Genomic DNA, 26814 nt, shown 5'->3' with positions numbered 1-26814 from the left:
AGCGTCAGGTCCGGGTCAGGTTGCAGGCGGTGAACTTCATCATGTCGCCGAGGGTGTAGATCACCTGCTTCAACGCATACTCCACCGCCGACACATCGCCGGTGAATACCACTGCGCCGGTGAAGCGATCGATAAAACCAATCTCTACCGCGCCGGATTTGGTGGCGATATCGCTGGCGATGATCGACGCCTCGCTGGGGGTAATGGTCAGAATGCCAATAGCATTGCTGGCGTCGCTCAGGCCGAGTTTTTTGTAGAGTGCCTTGTTGGGGTTGGCGATCAGGTGGGCCAGGGTGATCTGTTTCCCCGGCACGTATTCCTGAATCACCCGTTCGGTTGCCGTTGGTTTTTCCATCATGCCCCCTGAATCAGTTGGCGCCACAGCGCCTCATGTGGGCGCGGGATCACGGTGCTGTAAATCAGCAGGCCGTTTTCGCCCGCGCTCTGGCTGGCGACGTCCACCGCGTTTTTGACGTCGGCAATATCGCCGCTCATCACCTGATAGCACTTGCCGCCGATGCCAAACGCCATATGGATGCGCACCAGCGTGATATGCGCCGCCTTTACCGCCCGATCGGCGGCGGTGATGCAGGCCACGGCGCTCCAGGTTTCCACTACCCCGACGGCCTGACGATTTTCCACCGGGTTCAGCCCGTTCAATGCGGGCAGCACCGACGGGTGGAGATTGGGCAGTACGATGCTGTCGACCAGCAGATGGCCGCTGTGCTGGGTGCCGTTTTGTACCGACTGCGTTACTGCCCCTACATCGCCCCCCACCATCAGCAGGTACTTGCCGGGGCAGAGCGTTTTACTCACCAACAGCTCAACGTTGGCGCTTTTCAGCATCAGGTCACAGACCTCTATGCCCTTGGCAATACTGCTTAGTTCAACAATTCCAATGGCTTGTGACATAACTTATCCTTTGGCGAGGGTAATGGCGGTGGTACTGATGTCGGTCACGGTACCGCTGATGCTGGCGTGGAGCGGTGCGCCGAGCGCGCCGTCGGCAATATTGGCAATGCATTGGCCGTGCATCACTTTTTCCCCAATAACAACCGTCGGGATCGCCGCCGCGCCGATATGCTGGCGTAACGGCAGCAGCACCTGTTCTGGCTGATAATGTTCGGCACTGAACGGCGCGGCGTGTGCCCAAGGGGTGAGCTCCAGGCGCGTGACTAACCGGGCCGTTGGCACCATGCGGTATTGCGCCATCGGGTCGGCATCACGCAGTTCGCCGCTGTAGCGTGCGCCCTGTTGGCGCAATTGCTCCTTCAGCAGCCGGTTGATGCGCATCGGCGAGATATCCACCGGGCAGGCGTAGCTTTCGCACAGGCTGCACTCCGAGCAGGTCAGGGCGCTGAGCAGAATCTCCGGCGTTGCCACTTGCTGATAGTTCACCGCCCGCACCAGCAGATGCGGTGGCAGTTCATGGCCGATCAGGTGGCGCGGGCACAGTTCGGTACACAGGCGGCATTGCTCGCAAACGGTACGGGCGATAGCCATGACTTCCCGATCGCTGCGGGTACGCCGGGCGATCAGCAGGTGATCGGCGGGCAGCACCAGCAGGCCGCCGCTGGTTTTGGTTACCGGCTCATCCAGGTTGGCCAGCAAGCGGCCCATCATCGGGCCGCCGTTGATAAAGCCGGGGTTAGCTACGGTGGCTCCCCCGGCCAACGCCAGCACTTCGCGGAAACGGATACCTAAAGGCACCGTCAGCGTGATCGGCTTGGCAACGGCACCGTTGACCGTGAGGGTACGGCGGGTCACCGGCCACTGCTGTTCCACGGCGCGCGCGATATTCAGCACCGTCTGCACATTGTTCACCACCACGCCAATGCTGATCGGCAGCGCGGCCGGTGGCACCCTGCGGCCAGTCGCCAGCCAGATGGTGATCACTTCATCTCCGGCGGGATAAACGTCGGGGAGAATGTGCAACCGGATGTGTGGCGGCAGCAACGGCGTCAGTGCTTCGATCGCCTCAGCGTATTTGGCTTTCAGCGCGATAATCCCTTCCCGCGCCCCGGTGGCGGTCATGGCATATTGCAGGCCGCGCAGCAGCCGTTCGGCCTGCTGTGGGATCAGTTGCTGATCCACCTTCAGCATCGGCTCACATTCGGCGGCGTTGATCAGAAAGATTTCCGCCTGCGCTTGCAGTTTGACCGCCGTAGGGAAACCGGCACCGCCTGCGCCAACTACGCCTGCATCACGCACCCGCTGGCGGATGGTGTCGGCATCGCACAAGTGAGCGTTCATAGCAGTGCCTCAAGAATGTCGCGAATGTCCTCTGCCACCGCCGGGCGCGGTGTGGTTTTGATCGTGGCGTCGGCCAGTGCAGCAGCAACCATTGCCGGGATGCGCTGTTCAAGCTGGCTCTCACTGAGTTTGAGATCGGCAAGATAGCGCGGTATGGCGCACTGGGTTTTTAGCTGCTCAATGCGCTGAATAAGCTGATTCACCGCTTGGCGATCGTCACTTCCTGCCGGGCTGATACCGCAAACGCGCGCTAAGCGGGCATAGCGCTTGCGTGCCCGACTGTCGGCGGCGTTGAACTGAATCACCGGGATCAGCAGCAGCGCATTCGCCAGCCCGTGGGGGATATGGAATTGGCCGCCCAGTTGGTGGGCGATGGCGTGATTAATCCCCAAACCGGCCTGGCTGAAGGCGATCCCAGCCAGCGTCGAGGCGTTGTGCATTTTGCCACGGGTGATCAGGCAATCGCCTTTCCGGCAGGCGGTGGGCAAGTGGCGAAACACCAACTGCGCGGCTTTTTCTGCCAGCGCGTCGGTAAAATCGCTGGCACGCGGCGAAACATAGGCTTCCAGCGCGTGCGTCAGCACATCCATCCCGGTGTTGGCGGTGATGTTCGGCGGCACGCTGGCCACCAGCGCCGGATCGAGAATGGCGATATCCGGGTAGATCTCATCGCTGAACAGTGGGTATTTGATGTTCTTTTCCGGATCGCTAATCACAAAGGCGCTGGTCACTTCCGAGCCGGTGCCGCTGGTGGTCGGGATGGCAATGCAGGTATCGATATTGATACCCTGCTGGCGGCTGAACCAGACAATCGCCTTGGCCGCATCCAACGCCGAACCACCGCCAAAGCCGATCACCACATCGGGGCGCAAGGCCTGCATCTGCTCGATCCCTTTGACCACGGTGGCGATGGTCGGATCGGGCGTAATATCGCTGAACAGTGCGATCTGGTTATCGGCGTTCAACGCCTGTTTCAGCCGCTCCAGCAGCGGCGAAGTGGCCAGAAAACCGTCACAGATGATCCAGATTTTGCGCTGGCGGAAACGCCGCAGCGCTTTGAGGCTGTCTTCGCCGCTGTAGATCCGCGTTTGTACGGAAAAAGTCTTCATACATCCTCACTCAGCGAATGGAAAACGCATCGGTCAATACGCAGCGGCGCTGCCGGGCAAAGGTGCGGGCAGAGGTGGTGCCTTCCCCCGTCGGCGTGGCGATGGTGAAGGTGGTAAAGCCCTCACCGCCGACGCCGATCCCGGCATACGAAGGGCCGTTTTTAACGAAAATGGAGGTCTGCAACCGGCGGGCGGCCAGATTAAGCCGCGTGACGTTTTGCGAGTGCATGATTGCAGTGTGATGCAGGCCAGCTTCTACCTTCAACGCCAGTGCCAGCGCGGCGTCGAAATCCTTGACGCGCACCACCGGCAGCAGCGGCATTAACTGTTCGGTGGTCACCAGCGGATCGTCCCCGGCGACTTCTACCAGCAGCAAGCGTGGCGGTTTGGCCGGGCAAGGCAGGGCTGCGGCGGCCAGCAGTTCGGCCGGGCTTTTGCCCACCAGATCTTTATTGGCATGGCCGTCTGCCAGGCACACCTGCCGCAGGCGATCGATATCCTGCGGTTGAGTAATCAGTAGCGCATCGAAGGCCTGCATCTGTTGCAACAGGCGATCGGCGACGCTTTCCACCACGATCAGCGCTTTTTCGGCGATACAGGGCAGGTTGTAGTCGAAAGAGGCACCGGCCACGATGTCCTGTGCGGCCTTCACCAACTCGGCGGTTTCATCCACCAGGCACGGCGGATTACCGGCCCCGGCACCAATCACCTTTTTGCCGCTTTTCATCCCCATGTTGACGATGCCCGGCCCGCCGGTGATCGCCAGCAGAGCGATGTCGGCATGGCGCATCATTTCTTGCGTGGCGGCAAAGCTCGGGTCTTGCACGGTGACTACCAAGTTGTGAATGCCGCAGCTGTTGAACACGATCTCTTCGATCTGCGCAATCAAGTCCAGAGACACCTGCTTGGCCCCCGGATGCGGGCTGAAATAGACCGCGTTACCGGCGGCCAGCATGCTGATGCTGTTGTTAATAATGGTTTCTGTCGGGTTGGTGCTGGGGGCCACGGCGCCGATCACGCCAAAAGGCGAATATTCAAACAGCACCATGCCGCCGTCACCGGTGATGGCGGTGGTGGTCAAGTCTTCCACGCCGGGGGTGTTTTCCAGCGCTGCCTGGTTTTTCAGCAGTTTATCCGCACGGTTGCCCATACCGGTTTCTGCCGCACCGCGTTCGGCAAGCGAAGGCAGATGCGGTTTGAGCTGTTCGCGCAGGGCGCTGATGATGGCGCTGCGGGTTTTCATCGGGCTTTGCTGATAGCGCAGAAAGGCGCGCTGTGCGGCACCGATTGCCTCATCGACGGTGGTGAAAATAGCATTGGCTCGTTGGGCCGGTGCCGTTTCTGGCACCAATTGCTCAGTGAGGATGGTGCGAATGAGAGACTCAAGATCGGTAGGGTTCATTATTCATTCCTCAGGTGTAAAGCTAAAATGGCCGCTTGGGCGATATGCATATCCTGCTCGACGCTGCCGCCGCTGATCCCCAGCCCGCCGATAATCTGGCCGTTACGCCACAGCGGGTAGCCGCCGCCAAAGGTGACGACTTTGCCGCCCAGGCTGGCTTCTAACTGGAACAGATCGGCACCCGGCTGAATGGCGGCGCTGAGTTGGTGAGTGGGGCTTTTCATCGCCACGGCGGTCCAGGCTTTTTTCGGCGCCAGTTCGCAGCTCACCAGCAGGGCATCGGGCATGCGGTAGGTCATAATTATGTTGCCGTGGCGATCGGTAACGGCGATCACCACCGGAATATCAAGTTCAAGAGCGGCAGCCACGCACAGCTTTAATAACTGGTGGATATCCACAAACGTCAGTTCTGCCTTGGTTGGCGTGCTGGCCGGGGCGGCGTGAGTGGCGGCCAGATAGCGGGCCGCTACCGTTTGAGTGAGTTGCCGCAACCACTGTTGATGGTCTTCAGCGCGGGCCAGGGCGTACAGGCAATCCGACAGCCGGTTCAGGTATTGCAACAGTACTTGGCGCACCGGAACCTGATCCGCCAGCTCAATCAGCCGCCGTTCTGCGCGGCGAGCCAGCGTGCGGGCGAAATGCAACCGGCTGCCAGCCTCACTGCTGCCCGGCAGGATAAAACCCTGCACCGGCGGCAAGGCCGACATGCAGCGATCCACTGCCTGTTCCAGCTGTTGGATGTGCGCCTCATTGATGGTTTTGCGCTGGCCGGCGGCGGCAGGTTCCCCTTCGCTTGCCAGTTCAGCGCTGAAATAGAACAGTTGATGCTGCACCGCTTCGAGCAACTGCTGGTTTTCTGGACCCTGAACCACCCGAGCGCACAAGCTCAGCGCCGCGTTCAGCTCATCCAGGGTGCCGTAGGTTTCTACCCGCGGATGGCTCTTTTTCACCCGCTGGCCAGTAAACAGTGCGGTGGTGCCCTTATCGCCGGTTTTGGTATAAATGCTCATCAGGTTGGCTCCCGGTTAATTCCGTTCTCTTGCACATTGCTGCCCCTCACCCTAACCCTCTCCCACAGGGAGAGGGGATAGAACGTGCCACAAATTGGCTTATGCAACGGCCCACAACATCGCATTAACTCCCCCTTCCACGGTGAGAGGGAACTGAACGTGCCACAAATTGGCTTATGCAGTTGCCCACAACACCGCATTAACTCCCTCTCCCACGCTGAGAGGGGACTGAACGAGCCACAAATGGGCTTATGCAGTTGCCCACAACACCGCATCAACCCCCTCTCCTACGGTGAGAGGGGACTGAACGAGCCACAAGTTGGCTTATGCAGTTGCCCACAACACTGCATTAACTCCCTCTCCCACGGTGAAGGGGGCTGAACGTGCCACAAATGGGCTTACGCAGTTGCCCACAACACCGCATCAACTCCCTCTCCTACGGTGAGAGGGGACAAACGTGCCACAAATTGACTTATGCAGTTGCCCACGACACCGTATTAACTCCCTCTCCCTGAGGGAGAGGGCTGGGGTGAGGGGAGAATACGCTCCGCATAGCCGATTAATAGATACTTACGCTATCGACGATGGCGACAATCGCCAGATCGATGGCGTCATTGGGTTCGGCAAACACCCGACGGGCGCTGGAACCGCCAGACAGCAGTACCAGTTCACCTTCACCGGCCCCGACGGAATCCACCGCCACTTCGTCCGGCTTATCGCTGGCCGGGGGCAATGACCCGTCGCCGGTCACGCGCCGCACCAGCAGCAGCTTCTTGCCGATCAGCGTCGGCGATTTCTGCGTTGACACCACGGAACCCACTACTCTGGCTAGCTGCATGATTTACTCCTGCCTTAACAGTTGAATACGGCGCGCTGACAGATAATCCTGCGCCAACGGCGTCACCCGCGTTTTGGGGCTGATAATCAGCCAACAGGGGCCGAGCGTGGCGATATCGCCATAGCTCAGCAGCCTGCTGGCGCTCAGCCGGACCGGCTGCCCCTGATGATCGCTGAGGCTCAGCGGTAAGCGTTGCAGCGCCTTGCGCGGCAAAGTGGGCAGCAATTGCTGATGCAGGCTGATATGCACCCGTAGCCCCCAGGACCACGCCTCGTGCAGCGCGGCCACCGCCGGTTCGGCGCTGTTACCGGTGGCCAACTGCTGCATAAAGTCCGGATCCGGCAGCAGCAGATGCAGGGTGGCATGCTGTAAATAAACCGCCGGTTCGAGCCCTTGCCGCAGCTGCGGCAAACTCACGGAATAAACCCGTTGCTCACGCTCTGCCAGCCGTGCTACCACCAGATTGACCAGCCGCTCCAGATTCATGACCGAGGTACCAAGCTGGCGAAGGCAGCGGGATCGTCCGCCCCGGCGGCGTTGGCTTCGTCGGTATCGATATGCAGTTCCAGCCGCATCTGCGGTGAAACGCGGATCGCCACATCGTCAAACACCAGCCGCCGTCCACCACCCTGAACCGCTACCTGAATGCGCTCGCCGTGCTGCACCCGATAAATCAGGGCGTCTAGCGGTGACATATGAATATGGCGCTGGGCCACGATCACGCCGTTTTCCAACTCCAGTTCGGCAAACGAGCTGACTAGCCGGATGCCCGGCGTGTTGTCCAGATCCCCAGACATGCGCAACGGCGCGGCAACGCCCAGCGTGCGGGCATCGCTGCGGGAAATCTCCACCTGGCTGCGGCTGCGCAGCGGCCCGAGAATACGCACCTTGTGCAAGCTGCCTTTCGGCCCGACCAGCGTGATGCTCTGCTCGGCGGCGTATTGGCCGGGTTGCAGCAACGCCTTTTTCTCAGCCAGCGGCTGCTGTGGGAACAACCGCTGGTAATCCTGCTGAGACAAATGCACATGTCGGTTGGAAACCCCAAGCGGGATCGGACGCAGGCGCATCTCGTCGAGGATCTTGCTGACCACGGGTTCCAACAACGCTTTTTCCATCAGGCTTTACCTCCTTTCGCACTGTGCAAACAACGGTCGCGCGGATCCCCTTTTTTGCGCTGGCAGGCAGGATCCAAACAAAGATTGCAGTTTGCCCGCACGATGGAAAAAACCGGTGCTTCTGCCAGCGCGGGTTCTGGGTTTTCGGGCAGATCCTGGGCCTGTTCTTCTTCAACGGCGGGTAGCACTGCCGCTGCGGGCTGCGGCGGCTGCCAGTGCGCCAGCAGGGTATCTGCCGGGCGGGCCAGCACCGCTTGCGCTACCAGCCCGCTGCGCTGTGCGGCAAAGGCCGCGCCGGTGGCAATCGCCGCCTGAACGGATGCCACATCGCCGGTGAGTCGGATCAGCATCCAGCCCGAACCGTTGGTTTTTTCCATCCCGACCAACTGGACGGATGCGGCTTTCACCATGGCATCCGCCGCGCCAATCGCCAGCGCCAAACCGCTAACTTCGAGTAATCCCAGTGACGTTTTCACGCTGTGCTCCTGTTGTTACCTTTAGGCTGAAGTGGGCAGAATGGCTTCCACATCGCTGTGCGGGCGTGGGATCACATGGCAGGACTTCACTTCGCCCACCGCGCTGGCGGCCGCTGAACCGGCATCCACCGCCGCCTTGACCGCCCCAACGTCGCCGCGCACCATCACGGTGACCAGCCCGGAGCCGATTTTCTCGTAACCGACCAACTGCACGTTGGCGGATTTCACCATGGCGTCGGCGGCTTCAATGGCCGCGACCAAGCCTTTTGTTTCAACCAGCCCTAATGCGTTATTCATTTGTTTTCTCCTGTGATATTCACTTTTTATACCCTTCGTCTTTCAAGCCACAGCGTTGTTGGCTGCGTTCACACACCCCAGTCACTTACTTGAGTAAGCTCCTGGGGATGCGCGAACTTGCCACCTAGCTGCGACTCGAAATCCATTGGGTATGCCCTTACATTCTTCAAGCTGTAGCGTTATGACTGCGTTTATTTAAAGGGCAAACCCTTTACCAAGCGCGCGGCGTTGTTACCCAAACGCCGCCACCGATCGTCCTCCTGTGGCCCGGCCAGCCGAAACAGCGGCTGATCGGCAGGTAAATTGCGGTAATGCACCACCATCTCGTTGTCAGTACAGGCCAGCCCCACCAGCAGCAGAGAGCGGGCGGCGGCCTGCCAGGCGCGTTGCACTACCTCGCCATCGTCGTCCGGCTGCCAGCGCCAAGGGATACCTTCCTCTTCAATGCCGAGCAGCACCTGTTGCCATTGCTGTTCGGTGGCTCCCGGTGCGGCGCTGATCGCAATCGTGGGTGCATCATTGGCGGCGATCATCGTGCGACCTCCCGCTGATAAGAGAGGATCAGGCCGGTGGCGACCGCATTACGCGGGCCTTCGCAGGCGCGAATGTTGCCGCGCCCGGCCACCAGCTTGTAGTGGGCGAGGGCGTCGGTCACCAGCTGTGGAATTTCAAAATCCAGCGACGAGCCGCCTACCAACACCACGAACGGAATATCGCGGATATTGCCGGTTGGGCTGACCTGGCGCAGGGCGCGCAGCGCATTGGTGACAAACACCCGCTGCTTGGCCGAGCGGCGGATATTGCGCACTTTTTCCAGTGAGTACTCGCCGGGCAGCGGCAGCAGATTTTCTGGTTTCACTACCACCAGGCGGGCAAAAACGTCGGCGGGCAGCGGCTGGGGGAAAAACTGCACGCTGCCGTCCTCATGGCGCAGGTGGAACAGGCTTTCCACCTTGGCCAGCGGGTACTTTTTGATGTCTTCGGCCAGATAGCGATCTTCCAGACCCAGTTCCGAAGCGATAATCATCGTCACCATGTCCCCGGCTCCGGCCAGGTGGGTGGCGATGATTTCGCCTTTCGCGTTGATGATCGATGCGTCCGTTGAACCGGCACCGAGATCGAGGATCGCCAGCGGTGCGCGGGTGCCGGGGGTGGTCATAGCACCGAGGATTGCGGCTTCGGCTTCGGCACCGCCGACCTGCACGTCGATATGCAGCGTCTGTTCGATTTCACTGGCGATACGCGCCATTTGCAGCCGATCGGACTTCACCATTGAGGCAATGCCCACCGCTTGCTCCAGCGAGAACTCGCCAGCCAGCCCGCCGGTCACGTTCACCGGCACTGAAGTATCCACGGCCAGCAGATCCTGAATAAAGATTTCCCTGGTGGGCTTATTCGTTAGCTCTGCCATGGTCTGGCGCACGTGTTCCAGCATGCCGCCTATGTTGCTGCCCGCCTCACCGCTAGCGTTCTCCATGCGGCGGCAAGCGTTGACGGCGTTCATGATCGCTTCACTGCCTGCGGCAACGTCCACCCGTAAGGTGCGGCCATCGGCTAACAGCTCCAGATGACCAGCGGGTATCGAACGTGCCTTGACGTCGCCTTCCGGGGTTTTGACCACCACCGCTGAACGGGTGCCGATCAGGGCGCGGGCTACCGGGACGATATTTTTAGTCTCTTCGGCACTGAGCGAGAACACGGTGGCGATGCCGTAGGGGTTGGAGAGGGTCTCGATCACCTTGCCCGGCATGGCCACTTCAACCGCCGCCAGCATGCCCATTGGGATGCGGTCGATATGCAGCACTTCGTCAACGATCGGCAACGGGTGCGCAAGACGGTTGCTCACCAGCACGCCGTCGTCACGCTGCATAATCACGGCGGTGATGCGGTAACCGGCGCCGTTGGCGGCGTTAACCACGCTGGCGACATCGGCAAAATCCACCGCTTTCGGCACCACCAGAATGTAGGGCTGCGACGGATCGCGCGTGACCAGTTCGGCCATCGTGATGGTAATGCCCACCCCGAGCCCCAGTCCGCCGGGGGTTTTCGGGTTGTGACCGATCATGGTGGACTCGGTGATGATGGTTTCGGTAATGGTCTCCATCGCCACATCGCCAATCACCGGCGTGGCTTCGTTGATGCGGATCAGGCTGATATCACTCAGGGCGATGCCCGCTTTGGCCACCAGCATGTCCAGCGCCTGACGGATGCCAAACATATTGCGCTGGGTGCCTTTGATCCCGGTGGTTTCCGTCAGGGTACTGGTGACGAACTCGAGCCGCCCACCGGCATCACAGCGCGCCAACGCCACTTCCGTTGATGAGTTACCGATATCCACACCTGCTATGTAACGCATGTCCCGCCCTCAGTGTTAATTCTATGCTGGTGGTAACGCCCCTCTCCAAGTAGGAGAGGGCCGGAATGAAAGGCAATAGCCACAGTGAACTTCCCCCTCACCCTAACCCTCTCCCCAAGGGAGAGGGGACTGGTTCGCCGCACGGGTTAGCTGGGCATCCCCCTCACCATAATGCTGAACAGTGCGCCCCTCCCGGAGGGGGAGGGGACTGGTTAGCTCTCCTTTCCCCAACGAAGGGAACGGTTTTAGCTTGGCCTTAATCGTCGCCTTTGAGTTTTTTGCGCTGCACGTACAGCGCCGCCGCCTCGCGGACAAACGCACCGCAAATCTTGGCGTGGTAGTTTTTCTCCAGATCGTCAGCGATGGCGTTCAGCTCTTCTTTGCTGGAGCGGAACGGGCGCAGGGCGTTGTAGATATCCAGCACCTTGTCATCGGGCACCGCCGTCAGCTCTGCCGCACGCTCAAAGTTCATCGCCAGGCGATCGCGGCCCGCATCGCGGGCGATATCGGCCTGAATGCGCAGGATTTCTGGCGTAATGCGCAAGTCCTGCGGCGTAACGCTGCCGTTGAGCACGTTGGCCAGCGTCAGATCATCCAGCGTTTTGTTGGTGGCGGTTTTCACCCATTCCGGGTGTTTGTTCGCCAGCGGATAATCGGCCACTTTGGCTTTGCTGCCGTTAGCTGCTGGCGGCGTGGCGGTGGTGACGGTCTGCCCTTGCAAGCTGTTCATTTTGCTCAGGACATCGCGCACCATGGATTCAATAGCTTCGGAATTCATTGTGTTTTCCTTTGTTAAAGCTGCACCCGGAGTTCCTGCGGATTCTTGCCGGTCACCACATACTTGGTTTCTTTAATATGCAGAATCGCTGATTTGGCCTGATATTTTGGCCGGGCCATCTGATCGTTCAGCGTCGGTACCGGCTGTGGTGATTCCCGTTTGGCGTAGCGGGCGGCGTTTTTACCGATCATCCGGTAAGTTTCCAGCGTCAGCAGCGGTGCCTGTGGGAACAGCTCCAGGTTGGAAAGCGGCGGCAAGCCTTGCTGATGGATCACCGTGGTGCCCTTCGACTGAACGCCGATGGCAATGCCGGAACCGCTGAGGCGGTTGCCTTCCACCGCCACAAAGGCGACGTCGGACGACTTAAAGCAGCGGATCACGCGCGCCTTGATGCCTTCTTCTTCGATACCGGCGATCAGTTCGCGCAGGATGTTTTTATGCGACAGGCCGACGATGTTGACGGTCTGCGACAGGCCAAACGCCGGGCCGACGGCAATAATCACTTCATCCTGGCTGTTGCCTGGCTTGGCTTCACCCACTTCGGTCAGGAAGCTGCTGCCTGAAGCGATTGCAGGCTGTGCAGCGGCGGGTACTTCCGGTTGGAAAGAAACCGTTTTTTGTTCCACCTGCATTTCCTGCAACACGCCTTCAATAATCTGGCGCAGTAGTTTTTCGTTAATATCCACCATGACGTGAACCCCTTAATCGATCGCGTTAGGATCAAGTGCGTTAGGAATGTTTTTGATCTCTTCCCAGCGTGCGCCTTGCAGCCGGTAACCGGTGGCCGGGCCGGCATAGTCGTTGAGATCGTTGACTGCCGATCGCACTTGGTTGTTGCCGACGATGATGGCCGACGTGTGCAGGTAGTCACCGGCGATCTTGGCTTTTTGGATGTTGAGCATGTCCTGCGCCACATCTTCGAAGCCGCCCTGCGCCAGCGCTTTAATCACTTCCAGGCCGGTGCGGTTTTTGCTGATCACTTCCTGCGCGAACTTGATATCCTCGACGATGTTACGTTCCGGCATATCTTTCGAACCGTGGGCGTAGGTGGCGGCGGTGACTTCTTCATCGGTGATCGGCGGCAGCCCCATACCGGCAAACACCGCTTGCAGCGCGCGGGCGGCCTTGTTACGGATGGCGACCACGTCCTCTTCGCGCACCGGGCGCAGGCCGCCGTCCACTTTCAGGTCGCGTTGCAGCACGTTGTAATCGTCAAAGTCTTCCGCGTCTTCGTTCGAACCGGCGAACATGTTGTCGTAGTTCGGCACCGCGGAATAACCGGAGGAGATAAAGTCGGTTCCCGGCAGGAACTGCATCAGCAGGCGAGCGGTGCGGCGCATGTCCGAGTGGGTAAAGGTCTGGTCGTTACTGGAGGCGCACTCCAGATCCAACGCGGAGCAGATCAGGTTCTCAGCCAGAATGGCCCGAATGCCGGAAGGCACGGCGGAAGGCACGCCCACGCAGCTGACCGAACCGTTTTGCAGCCCCTGAACCCCGGCGGCTTTGGTGATGTAAATGCAGCGGGCTTCCAGGTAGAGCATCGATTTACCTTCCGCATAGCCCATCTGCACTTCGGAGCCAGAGCCGGAGGTAAAGCGCATTTTCAACCCGCGTGAGGCGTAGGACGAAGCCAGGAAGCCTTTCGACCACGGGGTATCATCGCCGTCGGTAAACACCGGTTCGGTGCCGTACACCGAGATGGTTTCCGCATAGCAGGTGTGGCCCAGCATGCCGAGTTTCAGTTCGGTGGCTTCTTCCAGCGAGCATTGGGTCAGCACGCCAGGGCGGCCAATCTGCGAGCCGACCAGCAGCGCGATGGCGTTGAACGGCGCATAACGGGCTACCGCAACGGTGGTTTCCTGCTCATCGAAGCCACGGAAGGCACCTTCTGCGGCATCGGCGGCGATCTGCACCGGGTTATCTTTCACGTTGGTGACGTGGGCCTGCTGTGACGGGGTACGACGGGCGCGCATTTTCTGCATCGACATCATCATTTCCACCACGTTCATATGCGACACCACTTCGACGATCTTCGCCGGAGTCATGGCGGTGGTCAGCGGCACGATGGTGGCGCGAGAGACGTTGGGATCGCACAGCATATTGGCCAGCTTCACCGAATCCATCGCCATCACTTCTTCCGCTCGCGCCAGATTGATGCCGTAGCGGGCAATAAAGTGGTCGATCAGGTCAAACTCGCTCTGCGGCTTGCCGTCCAGTTCGGTGATGACGCCGCCGACGATTTTGATCGACGGCTTGGGATCGTTAGGGCTTTCCATGGCGATAAAGCCTTCCTCGATCCACTCTTTGACAAAGCCGTCCTGGTTGACCGGGCGTTTTGCCAGTGCTTCAAATCTTTTCGATTTCATGAAACAGCCTCACTTGGCATCAGATATAAGAAGGGCGGTCGTTTTTCGGTTCGGCACCCAGCGTGGCCAGAACGGTTTTGCCAATCTCACGGGCGGAAATCACCGCCTGACGCACCGCGCCGGAGTCACCGGAGATCACCAGAATCACCTCGTTGCTGTAGCTGGTGCCCTGTGCCGGTGAGCTGTAGGCCACCACGTCGACGTTGGCGGATTTCACCGCCGTATCGGCCATCAGCACGCCGACGGCGGCCGGAGCGCCGACGATCACCCCGCAAGAGCGGCCCACCGGTGCGCCAAAGGCTTTTTCCAGCGCATAGCTGGCGCGGGCGGTATATTGCAGCTCGATATGGCCCGCTTCATTGGCGTAAACGTCGCCGAAGGTGCGATCCAGCTCTTTCAGCGCCACTTCAACCGCGCGTTTCACGTCGGAAACGTCGTTACCGCCGAAGACGATCAGCGAGCCGTGGCCCGCGCCGCCTTTGGTATCGCGCGGCAGTTCGATGCTCACCACTTCGGTATTGGTGGCCTTGACGGCTTCATCCGCCGCCATGATGTGCGGGCCAGCGCCGGTGCGGGCACCGAGAATGCCGATCGAGCGATAGCTCTTTTCCAGCTTCATGGCGCTCAGCAGGGCGCTGTCGACGTTAGCGATAACCAGACCCACCGTGTCGCCAATGGCGGTCCCGACGAATTCCGTTAAACTGCAGGTTTTTTCTGCCATAACCGTATCTCGTGTTGTGTGCGTGAGTGGTGAGGAAGCAGCCGGGGTGTGCTCGCTGACTTTGGCTATCACCTGGGCCATGATTTTGTCGACCAGGTCATGGCTGCTCATTGGCTATTTCCCTTCGGTAAGAATTTTTCCACGTCGGTATGTGGGCGTGGGATGACGTGAGTGGCTTTGACTTCACCCACCCGGGCGGCGGCAGAGGCACCGGCATCGGTTGCCGCTTTCACTGCGCCCACGTCACCGCGGACGATGACGGTCACCAGGCCAGAGCCAATTTTCTCGTAACCCACCAGCACCACGTTGGCAGACTTCACCATGGTGTCGGCGGCTTCGATGGCGGCGGCTAACCCTTTGGTTTCCACCATTCCTAATGCTTCTTGTTGCATAAACACCTCTGTCAGGACTGTGATGCAGCGAATATACAAATAAGCAACGAAAAAGAATGGCTGACTTAAATTGTTTGCGGAGAATGGTTGGTGAGTTGATAATAAAAACCGGATATCGGAATGGGCTATCTTGCTGTTTTTACGTTGATTTAATAATTATCGGATTTAACAAAAATTAGCTTTTCAAATTTCTGTTTTAATCTGAAATTTTATTATTGGCGTCAGAGAGTGAAAATTGAGAGCTGGATAGCAATAACGGAAGAAGGGTAGAACAAGAAAGTGTTATTTTGGCTTTAAATAAAACCCTATCTATTACCCTGAGAATAAATGATTTTTCAAATTATCAATAACAATAATCTCTTATTGCCAAGCAAGTTTTTCCCTCGCCGTTTAGCTATTGCAACAACACTTTCGTTTGCCCGCTCCCTATAGTAGTTCGCAGTATTGCTGTTGCCCGGAAGCCAGCTGATGTGGGCTGATTCCTCATCCAATCACGCAGGGGAAGGTTATGAATGATTCACTGAAAGCGCAATGTATTGCCGAGTTTCTCGGCACCGGGCTGTTTGTTTTCTTCGGTGCCGGGTGCCTTTGTGCGGCGAAGTTGGCCGGAGCTAATTTTGGCCTGTGGGAAATCTGCATCGTCTGGGGGTTGGGGATTTCTCTGGCGGTTTATCTGACGGCGGGGATTTCTGGCGGGCACCTGAACCCGGCGATCACTATCGCCATGTGGCTGTTTGCCTGTTTCCCACGCGGCAAAGTGCTGGGCTACTGCGTCTCGCAGATTGCCGGTGCCTTTTGCGGCGCGGCGCTGGTTTATGCCCTCTACCACAATCTGTTTGCCGAAACCGAAGCGGCGAAAAATATGGTACGCGGCAGCCTGGAAAGCCTGCAACTGGCCAGTATTTTCAGCACTTATCCAAACCCTACCATCAGTGTGCTACAGGCATCCCTGGTTGAAATCGTTATTACCGCCATTCTGATGTGCCTGGTGATGGCGCTGACCGATGACGGCAACGGCGTGCCGCGCGGGCCATTGGCGCCTTTGTTGATCGGTATTCTGGTGGCGGTAATCGGCGCTTCGATGGGCCCGTTGACCGGGTTTGCCATGAATCCGGCGCGTGACTTTGGGCCTAAGCTGTTCGCGTTCTTTGCCGGTTGGGGCAAAGTGGTGATGACCGGCGGGCGCGACATTCCTTATTTCATTGTGCCGATCGTCGCTCCGGTGATCGGTGCCTGCTTAGGCGCTGCTGGCTACCGCTATTTAATTGGCAAAAACCTGCCGTGTAATGCCTGCCAATTAGAAGAGGAAAAAACCTGATTTTTATCGTCCTCACTCCCTAACCGGGGTGAGGATAATTTTTGTGATCTGTTTGGGTTAATCCATGAAAATCGATTTCGGGTTTTTTATTAGTCTGATAGGCTTAAGTGCTGTTCTTTAATATCAATTAACGGGTCTTATCTTTTAATTTTCCTTCTGGGGATAAAAGCAAAAAAATAACAATCTGATAACAGTAGGGATGGCTTATCATAATAAATAAAACTTCACTTAGGGAGGGCTATAATGATTTCTGCCAGTTTACTTAACTCAGAACTCATCAATAAAATTGCCCAAGACTTTGCTCAGGCTACGGGATTAGCCGTCGTGGTTGTGAACATTCACGGTGAGGAAATCTCCGATCTGTTTAATTTCACCTCATTTTGCCAGATGATGCGCCAGGATCCTGTCAATCATCTCCGTTGCCGCATGAGCGACCGTTGTGGGGGCCTTGAAGCCTCAAAATCCAATGAACCCTGTATCTATCGCTGCCATGCAGGCTTGACGGATTTCTCTATTCCGCTGGTGATTGCCGGCCATTTGGTGGGGTTTGTGCTGTGCGGGCAGGTCAGGCTGCAACAGGAGGTCGGGCTGATTGATATCCTCAGCGTTGATGATTGCTGGCAAAAGGATCCGGCGCTGCTGGATGAGTTCCATAATGTGCAAGTGATGGAATATTCACGGGTGATTGCCTCGGCGGATCTGCTGAAGCTGATCGTGGAAAACTGCCTGAAAAAGCATCTCAACTTTGTGGTAATAAAAGATAATAACGAGGCGAAAGAACAGGCTAAGGTGCGCCAGCCCAATCCGCATGAAGCGAAAATGAAAAAGGCGCTGCGCTATATTGACGCTCATCTTTCAGAGGAGTTGCGCCTTGAAGACGTGGCGGCCAAGGTGTATCTCAGCCCTTACTATTTCAGCAAGTTATTTAAAAAATATCAGGGCGTTGGCTTCAACGTGTGGATAAATCAGCAGCGCATGGCCAATGCCAGGGAAATGTTACAGCACAGTGACTGGAGTATCGCCAGCATTGCGAAAAACCTGGGTTTCTCGCAAACCAGCTATTTCTGCAAGGTATTCCGCCAGACTTATAATGTGACGCCGCAGGCATTCCGCTCGCTGGCGATCGAACAGCACAATTTGGTGGAGTAACGCACGGCGCTATTGAGCGGCGGCGGCAGATAACAATATTTTGTTATTTATAGAATCTTAAAATAAGCCTGAACCTCTTGCTGTAACAGTCATAGCCATTATCAGAGAGCAATATTTTACTATCCTATGGCCACATTTTTTTCGCAAAAGAATAAACTGAACATTTTTTTATTAATTAGCTGACGTATATTAATTATTATCAGTAAGACATTCTATAGAGAAAATATTTAATGCTATCGCAATGTTAATAAATTGATAGCTTAAATGAGCTAGGTAAAAGAATTATTATCGCCAACTGGATAACTCACAATCTGAATAAATTGTGATTGGGAAGGGGGTGTCAATCCCCCGCAGCCCCCGCTGCTGTGATGCTGACGATTCCACTGTATAGCCAGGCGCTGGTTATGCCACTGATCTGTAGATCGGGAAGGGAGTGGATGAGGATGACGCTAAGCCAGAAGACCGGCCAGTTGGCTTACCCCCTTCGTACTTAACGCTGCAAAGGTGTTAGCTACCTACCTGCACCGCCAAGTGCTTTGGGGCTAGACATTCAACTCCTTCGGAGGGAAGCGGGTTGTCACTAGATACGTGCAGCGTTGGCGCTGCGCGAGCGTATCTTTTCGACACCGAATCCCGACCGAGTGGCCGGGATTTTTTTATGCAGCTAACGGGTAAAAGGGCTTTTCTGATCGCAGGCACCGGCAGCGGCTGTGGCAAAACCACGCTGACGCTCGGCATCCTGCGGGCGCTGCAACAGCGCGGCCTGCGCGTGCAACCCTTCAAGGTCGGCCCCGACTATCTGGATACCGGCTGGCACCGTGCCGTCTCCGGCGTGGCATCGCGCAATCTGGATGCCTTTATGCTGCCAGCGGCAACCCTCAACGGCCTGTATAACCAGCATTTGCGCCACGCCGATGTGGCAGTGATCGAAGGCGTGATGGGGCTGTATGACGGCTATGGCATCGACCCCAATTATTGCAGCAGCGCGGCGCTGGCCAAGCAGCTAGATTGCCCGGTGATCCTGCTGGTGGATGGTAAAGCGGTATCTACCTCGGTGGCGGCAACCGTGCTCGGTTTCCGCCAGTTTGATCCGGCGCTGAAACTGGCTGGCGTGATCGTCAACCGGGTGAATTCAGACCACCATTACCAACTGATCCGTCAGGCTATCGAACGTTATTGCGCCGTGCCGGTTTTAGGGCGTTTGCCGGTGCTGGCGGAGGTGGCGTTACCGTCGCGCCATCTTGGGCTGATTCCCGCGCAAGACACCGCTGGCAACGATCCCTGCTGGCAGCAGTTGGCGCAGCAGGTGGAAGCCCATATCGATCTCGATCGCTTGCTGGCGCTAACCTTATCGACCCGCCAACCGGCCGGACAGCCCCCGGTATTACCCGCGCCTGAACTGGCGGCAGGCTTAACCCTGGCCTTGGCCGAAGACGACGCCTTTAACTTCTACTACCTGGATAACCTCGATCTGCTGGAACAGGCGGGCGTGCGCATCCAGCGTTTCAGCCCACTGCACGATCGCCAGTTGCCGGATTGCCAGATGATCTACCTTGGCGGCGGCTACCCGGAGGTGCATGCGGCACAGCTGGCGGCCAACCCGCAGATGCACGCCGCGCTACAGACGGCGCATCGGCGGCACATTCCGATCTATGCCGAATGCGGCGGCCTGATGTATCTCGGCCAAGGGTTGACCGACAGTGCCGGGCAGCGCCACCGGATGATCGGTATTTTGCCGGGGGAAAGCCGCATGGGGGAGCGCCTGACGCGTTTTGGCTATTGCCAATGGCAGGCCCGTACCGACACCTTGCTGGCCGCCGAGGGGGAAACCCTGCGCGGCCACGAGTTTCACTATTCCGATTTTTCCAGCCCGCTGACGCCGGTATTTGACTGCGCCAAATGGCGCGACGGCGTTGCGGTGCAGCGCTGGCAGGGGGGATATCAGCTTGGCCGCACTCAGGCCAGCTATCTGCATATTCACTTCGCACAACGCCCCGGCCTGTTGGATCGCTGGCTGACGGCGGCTAGGAGTGTGCTATGACGCTGGCGGCCTGGATGGTGGCTTTTCTACTCGACCGCCTGCTGGGCGATCCGCCGCACTGGCCGCATCCGGTGCGCTGGATCGGCAACCTGATTAACGTGCTGCAACGCCTGATCCGCCGCGTTTGCCACAGCGAAAGGGCGCTCAGGATCGGCGGCGGGTTGCTGTGGCTGACGGTCGTTGGGCTGGTGTGGCTGCTCAGTTGGGGATTTTTAACGCTGCTGACGCAGATCCACCCCTGGCTCGGCTGGCTGGCCGAAGTATGGCTGATCTACACCCTGCTGGCCGCGCGCTGCCTGGAAGATGCGGCGATGGAGGTGCATCACGCGCTGAAACATGCCGGGCTGGAAGAAAGCCGCCGCAGGCTGTCGTGGATTGTCGGGCGTGATACCTCGCAGCTGGAAGCCCCGCAAATCACCCGGGCGGTGGTGGAGACGGTGGCAGAAAACAGCGTGGACGGCGTGATTGCACCACTGTTTTTCCTGCTGCTCGGCGGCGCGCCGCTGGCGATGGCCTATAAAGCGGTCAATACCCTCGATTCGATGGTGGGTTACAAAACGCCGCAATATCGCGCCATCGGCTATGTATCGGCACGGATGGATGATTTCGCCAACTGGCTACCGGCTAGGCTGAGCTGGCTGCTGCTGAGCGTTGCCGCTTGGTTGGCAGGGCTGAACTATCGCCGCGCCTTGCGTATTGGCTGGCGCGATCGTTATCAGCATTCCAGCCCGAACTGTGCCTGGCCGGAGGCAACGGTGGCCGGAGCATTAGGTATCCGCTTGGGTGGGCCGAATGATTACTTTGGCCAGCGGGTAGAAAAGCCCTGGATCGGCGACGGCCAGCGGGAAGTGGCGTTGATGGATATCCCCCGCAGCATTCAATTGATGAAGAGCGCCGCGTTGCTGGCGTTGCTGCTATTTACACTGCTGCGCCTGCTGTGGGTTGGCGCTTAGAGAAGGATCGCTATGAACTACCTAAAACAACCGCAACACATTGAGCAGCAAAGCTTCAGGATTATCGAGCAGATTATTGCCCGCGAACGCCCGGATTACCGTTTTGCCGATGCGTGGCAGGAAGCGGTGATTAAGCGGGTGATCCACACCACCGCCGATTTCGACTGGCTGGATATTTTGTGGTTTTCCCCGAACCTGCTGCACGTGCTTACTGAAGGACTACGCCGTGGCTGCACGCTGTATACCGATACCACCATGGCGCTCTCCGGCATCAACAAAACCCTGTTGCAGCAGATGGGGTGCCAATGTCGCTGCTATATCAGCGATCCACGGGTGATTGATGCCGCAAAAAACCAAGGGATCACCCGTTCGATGGCAGCGGTGGATATTGCGCTGGCGGAAGCCGGGGAAAAATTGTTTGTGTTCGGCAATGCGCCTACCGCGCTGTTTCGCCTGTTGGAACAGCAGGCCAACCCGCTGGCGGTGATCGGCGTACCGGTAGGGTTTGTTGGTGCCGAAGAATCCAAAGCGGTGTTACAGAGCAGCTATCTGCCGAGCATCGTTGCCTGCGGGCGCAAAGGCGGCAGCAACGTGGCCGCCGCGATTATCAACGCCACGCTGTATCACCTGCGGGCGGCGTTATGAGCCTGCAAGACAGCGTGTGGCATCACGGCAAGCGTTACCGCAAAGGTTACACCACCGGCTCTTGCGCCACGGCGGCGGCGAAGGTGGCGGCGCTGATGGCGCTGCGCCAGCAGATTATCCATCAGGTGGCGATCGTTACGCCCTCGGGCGTGACGCTCAACCTGAATGTCGAACAGCCATTGATCGAGGGCCAGCAGGCCACGGCGGCGATTCGCAAAGACGGCGGCGACGATGTGGATGCCACCCACGGCATGCTGATTTTTGCCCGCGTCACGCTGCAAAGCGACCACCAGCAGATCTTGCTGCACGGCGGCGCAGGCGTGGGCACCGTTACCCGCAAAGGTATCGGCTTGGCGGTGGGTAGCCCGGCGATCAACCGTACGCCGCGCCAGACCATCGAAGCCGCCGTGCGCGAGGTGATTGGCCCACTGCGCGGTGCGCAGGTGGAGATCTTCGCGCCGGAAGGGGTCGAACGGGCGCAAAAAACCTACAACGGGCGGCTGGGGATTCTGGGGGGCATTTCGATTATCGGCACCACCGGCATTGTCACACCGATGTCGGAAGAGAGCTGGAAGCGTTCACTGGCCTTAGAGCTGGAAATGAAGCGGGCGGCGGGGTTGGACAAGGTGATTCTGGTGCCGGGTAACCACGGCGAACGCTTTGTGCGCGAACAACTCGGGCTGGACAGCCAGCTGGTGGTGACCATGAGCAATTTTGTCGGCTACATGCTGCAAGAGGCGGTACGGCTGGAGTTTCGTCATATCTTGCTGGTTGGCCATCCGGGCAAGCTGGTCAAGATCGCTGCCGGGATCTTCCACACCCACAGCCATATCGCCGACGGACGGATGGAAACCCTGATCGCCCATCTGGCGTTGATGGGCGCACCGCTGGCGCTGTTGCAACAGGTTGAGCAGTGCGACACCACCGAAGCGGCCATGGAGCTGATCGCCGATCAAGGCTGGCAAGGGGTGTATCCGCGCATCGCCGGGCGGATCTGCGAGCGGGTGCAGGAGATGCTGCGTTTTAGCGTCAACCCGCCGTGCTGCGACGCGATTCTGTTCTCTTTCGAGCAGCAGATCCTGGGCTGCAACCGGCCGCTGCAAGAGATTGTGGAGGTGATGCGATGATCGTTGTGGTTGGCGTCGGCCCCGGTAATGCTGATTTCCTCACGCCGCAGGCACAGGCGGCGATCGCCACTGCCGATTGGCTGGTGGGCGGAGCCCGCCACTTGGCGATGTTTGCGCAAGCTCAGCATAAAACCCGCACCCTGGATGCCGATCTGGAGGCTTTGCTGGCGTGGCTGCGCGGCCACCTCGGCACGCAACGCATTGTGGTGTTGGCCTCTGGCGATCCGCTGCTGTTCGGCATTGGCAAATGGCTGGCGGCGCATTTTTTGCCTGACGAGTTGCAGATCATTCCCGGCATCAGCGCCATTCAATACCTGTGCGCGCGAGTCGCCTTGGACATGAACGATATTTACCTCACCAGCAGCCATGGCCGCACGCCGGATTTTGACGGGCTATTGCAGCACCACAAGGTGGCGATGGTGACCGATGCGGTGATTGGGCCGCGCGCCATTGCCGACGCCATTATCCAGCGCGGCCTGACGCGCAGCCTGATTATCGGTGAGAACCTTTCGCTACCGGCCGAGCGGATTTATCGCCTGCCACCGGCGGCGGTCGCGCAATGTTACGACATGAACGTAGTGGTGATCCTCAATGAAAGATGACGCATTTTTGCGTGGACAACGCGTGCCGATGACCAAAGAGGCCGTGCGCTTGCTGGCGCTGGAACGGCTGGAACTGGCAGGGGCCGAGCATTTGATTGACGTGGGTGCCGGGACTGGCAGCGTTGCGCTGGAGGCCGCGCTGCGTTTCCCCGCGTTGCAGGTCACCGCGATTGAACATAACCCGGCGGCGCTTGAATTGATTGCCGAAAACCGCCAGCGGCTGGGGTGCTGCAACGTCAACATTATCGCCGCCACTGCGCCGCTGGCGTTAGAACCGCTGGCCGATGCGGTGTTTATTGGCGGTAGCGGCGGGCAACTGCTGGCCCTGATCGATTGGGCGTTGGCGCAATTGCACCCCGGTGGCCGCCTGGTGCTGAGCTTTATTTTGCTGAACAACTTCACGGAGGCGCTGGCCTGCCTGCAAACGCGCAACGTGGCGGAAATCTGTGGCGAGCAACTGCAATTTTCAGCCCTGACGCCGCTGGGCCGTGGCCACTATTTCAAGCCGAATAACCCTACCTATCTTATTTCTTGCCGCAAGGAGGGCAGCGATGTCTGAACATCTTTGGGATACACAAAAAGTCTGGTTTGTCGGCGCAGGGCCGGGGGATCCGGAGTTGATCACGCTGAAAGGCTACCGGCTGCTGCAACAGGCGCAGGTGGTGATCTATGCCGGTTCACTGATCAATACCGAACTGCTGAGCTATTGCCCGCCGCAGGCCGAGTTGCACGACAGCGCGGGCCTGACGCTGGAGCAAATTATTACGCTGATGGTGAGCGGCGTGCGCGCAGGCAAGCTGGTGGTGCGGCTGCAAACCGGCGATCTCTCGCTGTACGGCTCGATCCGCGAGCAGGGCGAAGTGCTGGCGCAGCAGGGGATCGGCTTTGTCTCCGTGCCGGGAGTAAGCGCGTTTCTGGGGGCGGCGGCGCAACTAGGGGTGGAATACACCGTGCCCGAAGTGGCGCAGAGCCTGATCATTACCCGCATTGAAGGGCGCACGCCGATGCCGCCGCGCGAGCAGCTAGCCGCTTTTGCCGCTCATCAGACCTCGATGGCGATTTTCCTTTCCGTGCAGGAGATGGCGCGGGTGGTGGAGCAGTTGATCGTGGGCGGCTATCCGCCCCAGACGCCGGTGGCGGTGGTGTACAAAGCCACCTGGAAAGAGAGCCAAACGGTGCGCGGTACGCTGGCCGAGATTGCGGAAAAAGTCCGTGCGGCGGCGATCCACAAAACAGCGCTAATCCTGGTGGGGGCTTTTTTGGGGGACGAATACCACTATTCCAAGCTGTATGACGCGGGGTTCAGCCATGAATATCGTCAAGCCTGAAGCCATTGCGCTGTTCTGCCTGACGCCGGGCGGCGTGCGGTTGGCGCAGCGCTTGCAAACCCACTTGCCGCTCAGCTGTTTTACCAGTGACAAGCTACTGGTGCCGGGCTTCCAGCCGTTTAACGGCAGCTTCGGCGCTACGCTGCGCGAGGCGTTTAAAAGCTATTCGGCCCTGGTGGTGGTAGGCGCAATTGGCCTGACCGTGCGGGTGATCGCCCCGCTGGTGAACGACAAAATGAGCGATCCGGCGGTGGTGGTGATCGACGAGCGCGGCCAGCATGTGATCAGCCTGCTGTCTGGCCATGTGGGGGGCGCCAATGCGTTGACGCTGTTTCTGGCCGGGCTGCTGGGGGCCGATCCGGTGATCACCACCGCCACCGATGTCAATGAAATGGCCGCGTTGGATACGCTGGCGGCGCAGCTGGATGCAGAGATGCAGGATTTCCGTCAGGCGGTCAAAACGGTGAATCAGCAACTGGTCAGCGGCCAGAAGGTCGGGCTGTGGTGGGATGAGCCCCTGCGGGCGGAACAACCCCGTTGTGATACCCGTGGTTTTGTACCGGTGGCCGATTTGCACCATCTGCCGGAACTGGATGCGCTGGTGTGCGTCAGCCTGCGCGATTGCTTACCGGCGTTGCCGCTGCCGGTGTACAAACTGGTGCCGCGCCGGGTGGTGGTGGGCATCGGCTGCCGCCGCGCTACCGCATTAAAAACCCTGATCGACCTGCTGCAACAACAGCTGGCAGACAACCACTTCGATCCGATGGCGCTGCGCGCTATCGGCAGCGTCACCATCAAAAAAGATGAACCGGCCTTGCAGCAACTGGCGCGTTGCTGGCGGGTACCGTTCGAACTGTTCAGCAGCCATGAACTGCGTCACCACGAACAGCGCTTCCCGGCCTCCGATTTTGTACGGGCCACGGTGGGCGTTGGCAGCGTTTCACAGCCGGTAGCCTGGCTGATGAGCGGCGGAAAGCTGGTGGGCAACACGCTGCGTGAGCAAGGAGTCACCATGACATTGGGAGTAGCACATTCATGTTAAGCGTCATTGGCATTGGGCCGGGCAGTGAAACGATGATGACGCAGGACGCGATCGAGGCGATCCGCGCGGCAGAAATTATCGTCGGCTATAAAACCTATACCCACCTGGTGAAGCCGCTCATTGGCGATAAGCAGGTGATCAAAACCGGCATGTGCAAAGAGATTGAACGCTGCCAGGTGGCGATCGATCTGGCCTTGGCGGGCCACAACGTGGCGCTGATCAGCAGCGGTGATGCCGGGATTTATGGCATGGCCGGTTTGGTGCTGGAACTTGTCGGTCAGCAGCAGTTGGATCTGGAAGTCAAACTGGTGGCGGGGATCACCGCCAGCATCGCCGCCGCTTCATTGCTCGGTGCGCCGCTGATGCACGACTTTTGCCATATCAGCCTGAGTGATTTGCTCACCCCGTGGCCGGTGATCGAAAAACGCATTATTGCCGCCGCGCAGGCCGACTTTGTGATCTGCTTCTACAACCCGCGCAGCCGTGGCCGGGAAGGGCATCTCGCCCGCGCCTTTGCGCTGATGCAGCCCTACAAAGCGCCAGCAACGCCGGTCGGTGTGGTGAAAGCCGCTGGCCGCAAAAAGCAGGAAAAGTGGCTGACCACGCTCGGTGAGATGGACTTTGCACCGGTCGATATGACCAGCCTGGTGATTGTCGGCAACCAAACCACCTATTGCCGCAACGGGCTGATGATTACCCCGCGAGGTTATGCACTGTGATCCATATCTTCGGCGGAACCCGCGATGCCCGGCTGATTTGCCAGTGTTTTGAGCAGGCTGGTGAAAACTATAGCCTGTCGGTGGCCAGCGATGCAGGCAAACAGCTTGCGGGCAACCTTCAGGGCGAAGTGGTGGTTGGCCGTATGGATAGCGATGAGATGGCGGATTATCTGCAACGGCGTGGCATCCGCTGGGTGATTGATGCCTCTCACCCTTATGCCGATGCATTGAGCACCAATGTGATGAACGCCTGCCGTCGTCTAGGGTTGCGGCTGACGCGCTATCAGCGCCCAAGCGAGATTGACCAACTGTCGCATCCGCAGTTGCACAAGGTGAATACGCTGGCCGAAGCCTGCGCGTTGGCTCAGGGGATGGGCCAACGGGTGTTACTGACCACCGGCAGCAAGCAATTGGCGGAATATCAGCGTGGTCTGCCGGGGAAAACCCTGCTGGTCAGGGTGTTACCGACCGCCGAAGTGTTGGCGCAGAGCGAGGCGCTGGGGCTGGGGGTGGATAACATTATTGCCCTGCGCGGCCCGTTTAGCGCGCGCTTCAATCAGGCGCTGTACGAGTTTTGCCAGCCGGACGTGGTGATCACCAAAGAGTCCGGCAGCGAAGGGGGCTATCTGCAAAAGGTTGAACCCTGCTTGGCATTGAACATTCCCTGCATCGTGGTGCGTCGCCCGCAGCCGCTAGAAAACGAGGGGGAGCAGGTGGACTCATTGGCAGCCTTTGCACAGCTGTTGGCCTGCTGGCAGAAACTTCAAGGAAAATGAC

General features: G+C 58.8%; 30 protein-coding genes and 1 riboswitch. Of the genes, 12 read left to right on the top strand and 18 right to left on the bottom strand.

Annotated elements, in window-relative coordinates; all coding sequences use genetic code 11:
* Window positions 1-4: 4 nt before the first annotated feature.
* The 18 genes from pduU to pduA form a co-directional block, all read right to left on the bottom strand.
* Window positions 5-355: a propanediol utilization microcompartment protein PduU gene (gene pduU, locus ACX1CU_RS14090; protein WP_459402814.1), complete on the bottom strand. Its 351-nt coding sequence runs from the start codon at window positions 353-355 to the stop codon at window positions 5-7.
* Complete coding sequence (locus ACX1CU_RS14085) at window positions 355-912, bottom strand: BMC domain-containing protein (RefSeq protein ID WP_459398919.1); 558 nt, start codon at window positions 910-912, stop codon at window positions 355-357. The genes pduU and ACX1CU_RS14085 overlap by 1 nt, the downstream gene beginning before the upstream one ends.
* 3 nt (window positions 913-915) lie before the next feature.
* On the bottom strand, window positions 916-2253 hold the full coding sequence (locus tag ACX1CU_RS14080) for a 4Fe-4S dicluster domain-containing protein (RefSeq protein WP_459398918.1): 1338 nt from the start codon (window positions 2251-2253) through the stop codon (window positions 916-918).
* The gene (locus tag ACX1CU_RS14075) at window positions 2250-3362 is read right to left on the bottom strand and encodes a 1-propanol dehydrogenase PduQ (RefSeq protein ID WP_459398917.1); all 1113 of its coding nucleotides are present in this window, start codon (window positions 3360-3362) and stop codon (window positions 2250-2252) included. The genes ACX1CU_RS14080 and ACX1CU_RS14075 overlap by 4 nt, the downstream gene beginning before the upstream one ends.
* 10 nt (window positions 3363-3372) lie before the next feature.
* Window positions 3373-4764, bottom strand: coding sequence for an aldehyde dehydrogenase family protein (locus tag ACX1CU_RS14070; protein ID WP_459398916.1), 1392 nt, complete (start codon window positions 4762-4764; stop codon window positions 3373-3375).
* Window positions 4764-5774, bottom strand: a complete 1011-nt coding sequence (locus tag ACX1CU_RS14065; protein ID WP_459398915.1) for a cob(I)yrinic acid a,c-diamide adenosyltransferase — start codon at window positions 5772-5774, stop codon at window positions 4764-4766. Before ACX1CU_RS14065 ends, ACX1CU_RS14070 begins: the two co-directional genes overlap by 1 nt.
* A 559-nt stretch (window positions 5775-6333) precedes the next feature.
* The gene (locus ACX1CU_RS14060) at window positions 6334-6612 is read right to left on the bottom strand and encodes a EutN/CcmL family microcompartment protein (protein WP_337263764.1); all 279 of its coding nucleotides are present in this window, start codon (window positions 6610-6612) and stop codon (window positions 6334-6336) included.
* Window positions 6613-6615: 3 nt separating this feature from the next.
* Window positions 6616-7098 carry a microcompartment protein PduM gene (gene pduM, locus ACX1CU_RS14055; RefSeq protein ID WP_459398914.1) on the bottom strand — a complete coding sequence of 161 codons (483 nt, stop codon included), beginning with the start codon at window positions 7096-7098 and terminating at the stop codon, window positions 6616-6618.
* A complete protein-coding gene (locus tag ACX1CU_RS14050) occupies window positions 7095-7727 on the bottom strand; it encodes a phosphate propanoyltransferase (protein WP_459398913.1) in 633 nt (210 codons plus the stop codon). Before ACX1CU_RS14050 ends, pduM begins: the two co-directional genes overlap by 4 nt.
* On the bottom strand, window positions 7727-8203 hold the full coding sequence (locus ACX1CU_RS14045) for a BMC domain-containing protein (protein WP_459398912.1): 477 nt from the start codon (window positions 8201-8203) through the stop codon (window positions 7727-7729). The genes ACX1CU_RS14050 and ACX1CU_RS14045 overlap by 1 nt, the downstream gene beginning before the upstream one ends.
* Window positions 8204-8224: 21 nt before the next feature.
* Window positions 8225-8500, bottom strand: coding sequence for a propanediol utilization microcompartment protein PduJ (pduJ, locus tag ACX1CU_RS14040; protein WP_004090424.1), 276 nt, complete (start codon window positions 8498-8500; stop codon window positions 8225-8227).
* Window positions 8501-8691: 191 nt separating this feature from the next.
* Window positions 8692-9033 carry a glycerol dehydratase reactivase beta/small subunit family protein gene (locus tag ACX1CU_RS14035; protein WP_459398911.1) on the bottom strand — a complete coding sequence of 114 codons (342 nt, stop codon included), beginning with the start codon at window positions 9031-9033 and terminating at the stop codon, window positions 8692-8694.
* Window positions 9030-10856: a diol dehydratase reactivase subunit alpha gene (locus ACX1CU_RS14030; RefSeq protein WP_459398910.1), complete on the bottom strand. Its 1827-nt coding sequence runs from the start codon at window positions 10854-10856 to the stop codon at window positions 9030-9032. Before ACX1CU_RS14030 ends, ACX1CU_RS14035 begins: the two co-directional genes overlap by 4 nt.
* Before the next feature lie 256 nt (window positions 10857-11112).
* Window positions 11113-11634 (bottom strand): propanediol dehydratase small subunit PduE, encoded by a 522-nt coding sequence (pduE, locus tag ACX1CU_RS14025; protein ID WP_459398909.1) that lies wholly within the window; start codon window positions 11632-11634, stop codon window positions 11113-11115.
* A 14-nt stretch (window positions 11635-11648) separates the two neighbouring features.
* A complete protein-coding gene (locus tag ACX1CU_RS14020; RefSeq protein WP_459402813.1) occupies window positions 11649-12320 on the bottom strand; it encodes a propanediol/glycerol family dehydratase medium subunit in 672 nt (223 codons plus the stop codon).
* Window positions 12321-12335: 15 nt separating this feature from the next.
* Entirely contained in the window at window positions 12336-14000 is a 1665-nt protein-coding gene (gene pduC / locus ACX1CU_RS14015; RefSeq protein WP_459398908.1) for a propanediol dehydratase large subunit PduC, read from the bottom strand.
* A 19-nt stretch (window positions 14001-14019) separates the two neighbouring features.
* Window positions 14020-14832 (bottom strand): propanediol utilization microcompartment protein PduB, encoded by an 813-nt coding sequence (pduB, locus tag ACX1CU_RS14010; RefSeq protein WP_459398907.1) that lies wholly within the window; start codon window positions 14830-14832, stop codon window positions 14020-14022.
* Complete coding sequence (gene pduA / locus ACX1CU_RS14005; protein WP_459398906.1) at window positions 14829-15113, bottom strand: propanediol utilization microcompartment protein PduA; 285 nt, start codon at window positions 15111-15113, stop codon at window positions 14829-14831. Before pduA ends, pduB begins: the two co-directional genes overlap by 4 nt.
* A 508-nt stretch (window positions 15114-15621) precedes the next feature.
* On the opposite strand from pduA, the gene ACX1CU_RS14000 reads away from it, so the two are divergent.
* The 12 genes from ACX1CU_RS14000 to ACX1CU_RS13945 all read left to right on the top strand — a co-directional run bounded on the left by ACX1CU_RS14000 (window position 15622) and on the right by ACX1CU_RS13945 (window position 26813).
* Window positions 15622-16431, top strand: a complete 810-nt coding sequence (locus tag ACX1CU_RS14000) for an MIP/aquaporin family protein (protein WP_459398905.1) — start codon at window positions 15622-15624, stop codon at window positions 16429-16431.
* A 243-nt stretch (window positions 16432-16674) separates the two neighbouring features.
* Complete coding sequence (gene pocR, locus ACX1CU_RS13995; RefSeq protein WP_459398904.1) at window positions 16675-17580, top strand: transcriptional regulator PocR; 906 nt, start codon at window positions 16675-16677, stop codon at window positions 17578-17580.
* 279 nt (window positions 17581-17859) lie between these two features.
* Window positions 17860-18065, top strand: a riboswitch (cobalamin riboswitch).
* A 173-nt stretch (window positions 18066-18238) separates the two neighbouring features.
* Window positions 18239-19621, top strand: coding sequence for a cobyrinate a,c-diamide synthase (locus ACX1CU_RS13990; RefSeq protein WP_459398903.1), 1383 nt, complete (start codon window positions 18239-18241; stop codon window positions 19619-19621).
* The gene (gene cbiB / locus ACX1CU_RS13985; protein ID WP_459398902.1) at window positions 19618-20574 is read left to right on the top strand and encodes an adenosylcobinamide-phosphate synthase CbiB; all 957 of its coding nucleotides are present in this window, start codon (window positions 19618-19620) and stop codon (window positions 20572-20574) included. The genes ACX1CU_RS13990 and cbiB overlap by 4 nt, the downstream gene beginning before the upstream one ends.
* Window positions 20575-20586: 12 nt before the next feature.
* Window positions 20587-21219: a cobalt-precorrin-8 methylmutase gene (locus ACX1CU_RS13980; RefSeq protein ID WP_459398901.1), complete on the top strand. Its 633-nt coding sequence runs from the start codon at window positions 20587-20589 to the stop codon at window positions 21217-21219.
* Complete coding sequence (gene cbiD, locus ACX1CU_RS13975; RefSeq protein WP_459398900.1) at window positions 21216-22346, top strand: cobalt-precorrin-5B (C(1))-methyltransferase CbiD; 1131 nt, start codon at window positions 21216-21218, stop codon at window positions 22344-22346. Before ACX1CU_RS13980 ends, cbiD begins: the two co-directional genes overlap by 4 nt.
* Window positions 22343-22948: a cobalt-precorrin-7 (C(5))-methyltransferase gene (locus tag ACX1CU_RS13970; RefSeq protein ID WP_459398899.1), complete on the top strand. Its 606-nt coding sequence runs from the start codon at window positions 22343-22345 to the stop codon at window positions 22946-22948. The genes cbiD and ACX1CU_RS13970 overlap by 4 nt, the downstream gene beginning before the upstream one ends.
* The gene (locus tag ACX1CU_RS13965; RefSeq protein ID WP_459398898.1) at window positions 22938-23507 is read left to right on the top strand and encodes a decarboxylating cobalt-precorrin-6B (C(15))-methyltransferase; all 570 of its coding nucleotides are present in this window, start codon (window positions 22938-22940) and stop codon (window positions 23505-23507) included. The genes ACX1CU_RS13970 and ACX1CU_RS13965 overlap by 11 nt, the downstream gene beginning before the upstream one ends.
* Entirely contained in the window at window positions 23500-24276 is a 777-nt protein-coding gene (locus ACX1CU_RS13960; protein ID WP_459398897.1) for a cobalt-precorrin-4 methyltransferase, read from the top strand. The genes ACX1CU_RS13965 and ACX1CU_RS13960 overlap by 8 nt, the downstream gene beginning before the upstream one ends.
* The gene (cbiG, locus tag ACX1CU_RS13955) at window positions 24257-25318 is read left to right on the top strand and encodes a cobalt-precorrin 5A hydrolase (RefSeq protein WP_459398896.1); all 1062 of its coding nucleotides are present in this window, start codon (window positions 24257-24259) and stop codon (window positions 25316-25318) included. The genes ACX1CU_RS13960 and cbiG overlap by 20 nt, the downstream gene beginning before the upstream one ends.
* Window positions 25312-26037, top strand: coding sequence for a precorrin-3B C(17)-methyltransferase (locus ACX1CU_RS13950; RefSeq protein ID WP_459398895.1), 726 nt, complete (start codon window positions 25312-25314; stop codon window positions 26035-26037). The genes cbiG and ACX1CU_RS13950 overlap by 7 nt, the downstream gene beginning before the upstream one ends.
* Window positions 26034-26813: a cobalt-precorrin-6A reductase gene (locus tag ACX1CU_RS13945; RefSeq protein WP_459398894.1), complete on the top strand. Its 780-nt coding sequence runs from the start codon at window positions 26034-26036 to the stop codon at window positions 26811-26813. The genes ACX1CU_RS13950 and ACX1CU_RS13945 overlap by 4 nt, the downstream gene beginning before the upstream one ends.
* Window position 26814: the final 1 nt, after the last annotated feature.

This window comes from Serratia sp. D1N4, assembly GCF_054552755.1.
This window is presented reverse-complemented; position numbering and strand designations above follow the sequence as displayed.

Bases quoted from the DNA above. Each gene is read 5' to 3' on its own strand.
- pduC (WP_459398908.1), bottom strand. From the start codon at position 14,000: ATGAAATCGAAAAGATTTGAAGCACTGGCAAAACGCCCGGTCAACCAG.
- ACX1CU_RS14075 (WP_459398917.1), bottom strand. From the start codon at position 3,362: ATGAAGACTTTTTCCGTACAAACGCGGATCTACAGCGGCGAAGACAGC.
- ACX1CU_RS13965 (WP_459398898.1), top strand. From the start codon at position 22,938: ATGAAAGATGACGCATTTTTGCGTGGACAACGCGTGCCGATGACCAAA.
- pduB (WP_459398907.1), bottom strand. From the start codon at position 14,832: ATGAGCAGCCATGACCTGGTCGACAAAATCATGGCCCAGGTGATAGCC.
- cbiG (WP_459398896.1), top strand. From the start codon at position 24,257: ATGAATATCGTCAAGCCTGAAGCCATTGCGCTGTTCTGCCTGACGCCG.
- ACX1CU_RS14085 (WP_459398919.1), bottom strand. From the start codon at position 912: ATGTCACAAGCCATTGGAATTGTTGAACTAAGCAGTATTGCCAAGGGC.
- ACX1CU_RS14080 (WP_459398918.1), bottom strand. From the start codon at position 2,253: ATGAACGCTCACTTGTGCGATGCCGACACCATCCGCCAGCGGGTGCGT.
- ACX1CU_RS14060 (WP_337263764.1), bottom strand. From the start codon at position 6,612: ATGCAGCTAGCCAGAGTAGTGGGTTCCGTGGTGTCAACGCAGAAATCG.
- ACX1CU_RS13960 (WP_459398897.1), top strand. From the start codon at position 23,500: ATGTCTGAACATCTTTGGGATACACAAAAAGTCTGGTTTGTCGGCGCA.
- ACX1CU_RS14030 (WP_459398910.1), bottom strand. From the start codon at position 10,856: ATGCGTTACATAGCAGGTGTGGATATCGGTAACTCATCAACGGAAGTG.
- ACX1CU_RS13990 (WP_459398903.1), top strand. From the start codon at position 18,239: ATGCAGCTAACGGGTAAAAGGGCTTTTCTGATCGCAGGCACCGGCAGC.
- ACX1CU_RS14070 (WP_459398916.1), bottom strand. From the start codon at position 4,764: ATGAACCCTACCGATCTTGAGTCTCTCATTCGCACCATCCTCACTGAG.
- pduE (WP_459398909.1), bottom strand. From the start codon at position 11,634: ATGAATTCCGAAGCTATTGAATCCATGGTGCGCGATGTCCTGAGCAAA.
- pduA (WP_459398906.1), bottom strand. From the start codon at position 15,113: ATGCAACAAGAAGCATTAGGAATGGTGGAAACCAAAGGGTTAGCCGCC.
- ACX1CU_RS14035 (WP_459398911.1), bottom strand. From the start codon at position 9,033: ATGATCGCCGCCAATGATGCACCCACGATTGCGATCAGCGCCGCACCG.
- pduU (WP_459402814.1), bottom strand. From the start codon at position 355: ATGGAAAAACCAACGGCAACCGAACGGGTGATTCAGGAATACGTGCCG.
- ACX1CU_RS13970 (WP_459398899.1), top strand. From the start codon at position 22,343: ATGATCGTTGTGGTTGGCGTCGGCCCCGGTAATGCTGATTTCCTCACG.
- pduM (WP_459398914.1), bottom strand. From the start codon at position 7,098: ATGAATCTGGAGCGGCTGGTCAATCTGGTGGTAGCACGGCTGGCAGAG.
- ACX1CU_RS14050 (WP_459398913.1), bottom strand. From the start codon at position 7,727: ATGGAAAAAGCGTTGTTGGAACCCGTGGTCAGCAAGATCCTCGACGAG.
- cbiB (WP_459398902.1), top strand. From the start codon at position 19,618: ATGACGCTGGCGGCCTGGATGGTGGCTTTTCTACTCGACCGCCTGCTG.
- ACX1CU_RS13950 (WP_459398895.1), top strand. From the start codon at position 25,312: ATGTTAAGCGTCATTGGCATTGGGCCGGGCAGTGAAACGATGATGACG.
- ACX1CU_RS13980 (WP_459398901.1), top strand. From the start codon at position 20,587: ATGAACTACCTAAAACAACCGCAACACATTGAGCAGCAAAGCTTCAGG.
- pocR (WP_459398904.1), top strand. From the start codon at position 16,675: ATGATTTCTGCCAGTTTACTTAACTCAGAACTCATCAATAAAATTGCC.
- cbiD (WP_459398900.1), top strand. From the start codon at position 21,216: ATGAGCCTGCAAGACAGCGTGTGGCATCACGGCAAGCGTTACCGCAAA.
- pduJ (WP_004090424.1), bottom strand. From the start codon at position 8,500: ATGAATAACGCATTAGGGCTGGTTGAAACAAAAGGCTTGGTCGCGGCC.
- ACX1CU_RS14065 (WP_459398915.1), bottom strand. From the start codon at position 5,774: ATGAGCATTTATACCAAAACCGGCGATAAGGGCACCACCGCACTGTTT.
- ACX1CU_RS14000 (WP_459398905.1), top strand. From the start codon at position 15,622: ATGAATGATTCACTGAAAGCGCAATGTATTGCCGAGTTTCTCGGCACC.